Raw genomic sequence first — 3,819 nt, 5'->3', positions numbered from 1 at the left:
ATGCTTGAAGCCAGAGATCTGTACTGCGAGCGGGACGAGAGGACGCTGTTTCGCGGGCTGTCGTTCACCGTGGACGCCGGGGAGTGGGTGCAGGTCACCGGCGGCAACGGCGCCGGAAAAACCACCCTGCTGCGCCTGCTGACCGGGCTGGCGCGCCCGGACGGCGGGGAGGTGTACTGGCAGGGCGAGCCCCTGCGCCGCGTGCGCGACAGCTTCCATTCCGGCCTGCTGTGGATAGGGCACCAGCCGGGGATAAAAACCCGCCTGACGGCGCGGGAGAACCTGCACTTCTTCCACCCCGGCGACGGCGCGCGTCTCCCGGAGGCGCTGGCGCAGGCCGGGCTGGCGGGATTTGAGGACGTGCCGGTCGCCCGGCTCTCGGCCGGGCAGCAGCGCCGGGTGGCGCTGGCCCGCCTGTGGCTGACCCGCGCCGCGCTGTGGGTGCTCGACGAGCCGTTCACCGCCATTGACGTTAACGGCGTGGCGCGCCTCACCCGGCGGATGGCGGCGCACACGGCGCAGGGCGGGATGGTCATTCTCACCACCCACCAGCCGTTGCCGGGGGCCGCGGACACCGTCCGCCGCCTGGCGCTGACCGGCGGGGAGGCTGGGCTGTGATGTGGCGTGTCTTCTGTCTCGAACTGCGCGTGGCGTTCCGCCACGGCGCGGACATCGCCGGCCCGCTGTGGTTCTTCCTGATGGTCATCACCCTGTTTCCGTTAAGCGTCGGGCCGCAGCCGCAGCTGCTGGCGCGTATCGCGCCGGGCATCATCCAGGTGGCGGCGCTGCTGGCCTCGCTGCTGGCGCTGGAGCGGCTGTTTCGCGACGACCTGCAGGACGGCAGCCTGGAGCAGCTGATGCTGCTGCCGGTGCCGCTGCCGGCGGTGGTGCTGGCGAAGGTGCTGGCCCACTGGGCGGTGACCGGCCTGCCGCTGATTATGCTCTCCCCGCTGGTGGCGCTGCTGCTGGGGATGGACGTGTACGGCTGGAAAATCATGGCGCTGACGCTGCTGCTCGGCACGCCGGCGCTGGGGTTTCTCGCCGCGCCGGGCGTCGGGCTGACGGCCGGCCTGCGGCGCGGCGGCGTCCTGCTGGGCATTCTGGTGCTGCCGCTGAGTGTTCCGGTGCTGATTTTCGCCGCTGCGGCGATGGACGCGGCATCGATGCATTTACCCGCTGACGGCTATCTGGCGGTGCTGGGGGCGCTGCTGGCGGGCAGCGCGACGTTAAGCCCGTTCGCCACCGCGGCGGCGCTGCGCCTCAGCGTGCAGTAGCGCCCCGGCGCGACGGACATTTTACTGGTTTCAGGAGGTCAGGTGACGACTATGTGGAAAACCCTTCATCAGCTGGCGGCGCCGCCCCGGCTGTATCAGATTTGCGGCAGGCTCGTGCCGTGGCTGGCGGCGGCCGGCATCATCGTGCTGGCCACCGGCTGGGTCCGGGGCTTTGGTTTCGCCCCGGCGGACTACCAGCAGGGGGAGGGCTACCGCATTATGTACCTGCATGTCCCGGCGGCCATCTGGTCAATGGGTATCTATGCGGCGATGGCGGTGGCGGCGTTTACCGGGCTGGTCTGGCAGATGAAAATGGCCAGCCTTGCCGTCGCGGCGATGGCGCCGGTGGGGGCGGTGTACACCTTCATCGCGCTGGCCACCGGCGCGGCGTGGGGCAAACCGATGTGGGGCACCTGGTGGGTGTGGGACGCGCGCCTGACCTCGGAGCTGGTGCTGCTGTTTCTCTACGCCGGGGTCATCGCCCTGTGGCACGCCTTTGACGACCGTAAAATGGCCGGGCGCGCGGCGGGCATTCTGGTGCTGGTCGGCGTGGTGAACCTGCCGGTTATCCACTATTCCGTCGAGTGGTGGAACACCCTGCACCAGGGCTCGACGCAGATGCAGCAGAGTATCGACCCGGCGATGCGCTCGCCGCTGCGCTGGGCCATCGCCGGCTACCTGCTGCTCTTTATGACGCTGGCGCTGATGCGGATGCGCAACCTGATTTTACTGATGGAAAAACGCCGCCCGTGGGTGAGCGAACTGATACTGAAAAGGGGGCACCGGTGAGTCCGGCATTTTCATCGTGGAGCGATTTTTTCGCCATGGGCGGGTACGCCTTTTTTGTCTGGCTGGCGGTGGCGATGACCGTGGCGCCGCTGGCGCTGCTGGCGCTGCACACGGTGCTGCAGCGCCGGGCCATTCTGCGCGGCGTGGCGCAGCAGCGGGCGCGCGAGGCGCGGATGCGTGCCGCACAGGCGCAACAGGAGGCGGCGTGAACCTGCGACGTAAAAACCGGTTACGGGTGGTCTGCGCGGTGCTGGCGGGCCTGGGGCTGACCACCGCCCTGGTCCTGTACGCGCTGCGCGCGAATATCGACCTGTTCTATACCCCCGGCGAAATCCTCTACGGCAAGCGCGAGACGCAGCAGCTGCCGGCGGCGGGCCAGCGCCTGCGCGTCGGCGGGATGGTGATGCCCGGCAGCGTCAGGCGCGACCCGGACTCGCTGAAGGTGAACTTCAGCCTCTACGACGCCGAGGGGTCGGTGACGGTGAGCTATGAGGGGATACTGCCGGACCTGTTCCGCGAGGGGCAGGGGGTGGTGGTGCAGGGCACCCTGGAGAAGGGCAACCACGTCCTGGCGCACGAGGTGCTGGCCAAGCATGACGAGAACTACACCCCGCCGGAAGTGGAAAAGGCAATGCAGGAAAACCACCGCCGCCCGCAACGCGCTGATAAGGACACCTCATCATGATGCCTGAATACGGCCACGCGCTGCTGTGCCTGGCGCTCGGCGTGGCGCTGCTGCTGTCCGTTTACCCGCTGTGGGGCGTGGCGCGCGGCGACGCGCGGATGATGGCGTCGGCCGGGGTGTTCGCCTGGCTGCTGTTTATCTGCGTGGCGGGCGCGTTTTTCGTGCTGGTGCACGCCTTTGTGGTTAACGACTTCACCGTGGCCTATGTCGCCGGCAACTCGAACACGCAGCTGCCGGTGTGGTACCGGGTGGCCGCCACCTGGGGAGCGCACGAGGGCTCGCTGCTGCTGTGGGTGCTGCTGATGAGCGGCTGGACCCTGGCGGTGGCGGTGTTCAGCCGGCAGGTGCCGGCGGATATCGTCGCCCGGGTGCTGGCGGTGATGGGGATGGTCTGCGCCGGTTTTCTGGCGTTCATCCTGTTCACTTCCAGCCCGTTCGCCCGCACGCTGCCGGCCTTTCCGGTGGAGGGGCGCGACCTGAACCCGCTGCTGCAGGACCCGGGGCTGATTTTCCACCCGCCGCTGCTGTACATGGGCTATGTCGGCTTCTCGGTGGCCTTCGCCTTCGCCATCGCCGCGCTGCTGAGCGGGCGTCTGGACAGCGCGTTCACCCGTTTTGCCCGCCCGTGGACGCTGGCGGCGTGGGTGTTCCTGACGCTGGGCATCGTGCTCGGCTCGGCGTGGGCCTACTACGAGCTGGGCTGGGGCGGCTGGTGGTTCTGGGACCCGGTGGAGAACGCCTCCTTTATGCCGTGGCTGGCGGGCACCGCCCTGCTGCACTCGCTGGCGGTCACGGAACAGCGCGCCGGCTTCAAGGCGTGGACGCTGCTGCTGTCCATCTGCGCCTTCTCGCTGTGCCTGCTGGGCACCTTCCTGGTGCGCTCCGGGGTGCTGGTGTCGGTGCACGCCTTCGCCTCCGACCCGGCACGCGGGATGTTTATCCTCGCCTTTATGGTGCTGGTCACCGGCGGCTCGCTGCTGCTGTTCGCCGTGCGCGGGCACAGGGTGCGTTCGCGGGTGAACAACACGCTGTGGTCGCGCGAGTCGCTGCTGCTCGGCAATAATGTCCTGC

The 3,819-nt window shown here is 68.7% G+C and carries 6 protein-coding genes; all 6 read left to right on the top strand.

Annotated features, from left to right (window positions below):
• Nucleotides 1-618: cytochrome c biogenesis heme-transporting ATPase CcmA (ccmA, locus tag J4614_RS21810; RefSeq protein ID WP_000888532.1), on the top strand; the 618-nt coding region annotated here is incomplete at its 5' end.
• A complete protein-coding gene (gene ccmB / locus J4614_RS21805) occupies nucleotides 615-1,274 on the top strand; it encodes a heme exporter protein CcmB (RefSeq protein ID WP_000990033.1) in 660 nt (219 codons plus the stop codon). The genes ccmA and ccmB, both read left to right, overlap by 4 nt.
• A gap of 51 nt (nucleotides 1,275-1,325) precedes the next feature.
• Complete coding sequence (locus tag J4614_RS21800) at nucleotides 1,326-2,063, top strand: heme ABC transporter permease (RefSeq protein WP_000266007.1); 738 nt, start codon at nucleotides 1,326-1,328, stop codon at nucleotides 2,061-2,063.
• Nucleotides 2,060-2,272: a heme exporter protein CcmD gene (ccmD, locus tag J4614_RS21795; protein WP_000074110.1), complete on the top strand. Its 213-nt coding sequence runs from the start codon at nucleotides 2,060-2,062 to the stop codon at nucleotides 2,270-2,272. The genes J4614_RS21800 and ccmD overlap by 4 nt, the downstream gene beginning before the upstream one ends.
• Nucleotides 2,269-2,748 (top strand): cytochrome c maturation protein CcmE, encoded by a 480-nt coding sequence (gene ccmE, locus J4614_RS21790; RefSeq protein WP_001053598.1) that lies wholly within the window; start codon nucleotides 2,269-2,271, stop codon nucleotides 2,746-2,748. Before ccmD ends, ccmE begins: the two co-directional genes overlap by 4 nt.
• Nucleotides 2,745-3,819 (top strand): heme lyase CcmF/NrfE family subunit (locus tag J4614_RS22230; RefSeq protein WP_243760086.1); only part of this gene is annotated, 1,075 nt, incomplete at its 3' end. The genes ccmE and J4614_RS22230, both read left to right, overlap by 4 nt.

Source organism: Salmonella sp. 32031103-2018-00083-FB-01-SM-01 (assembly GCF_017571995.1).
Lineage (GTDB): Bacteria > Pseudomonadota > Gammaproteobacteria > Enterobacterales > Enterobacteriaceae > Salmonella > Salmonella enterica.
This window is presented reverse-complemented; position numbering and strand designations above follow the sequence as displayed.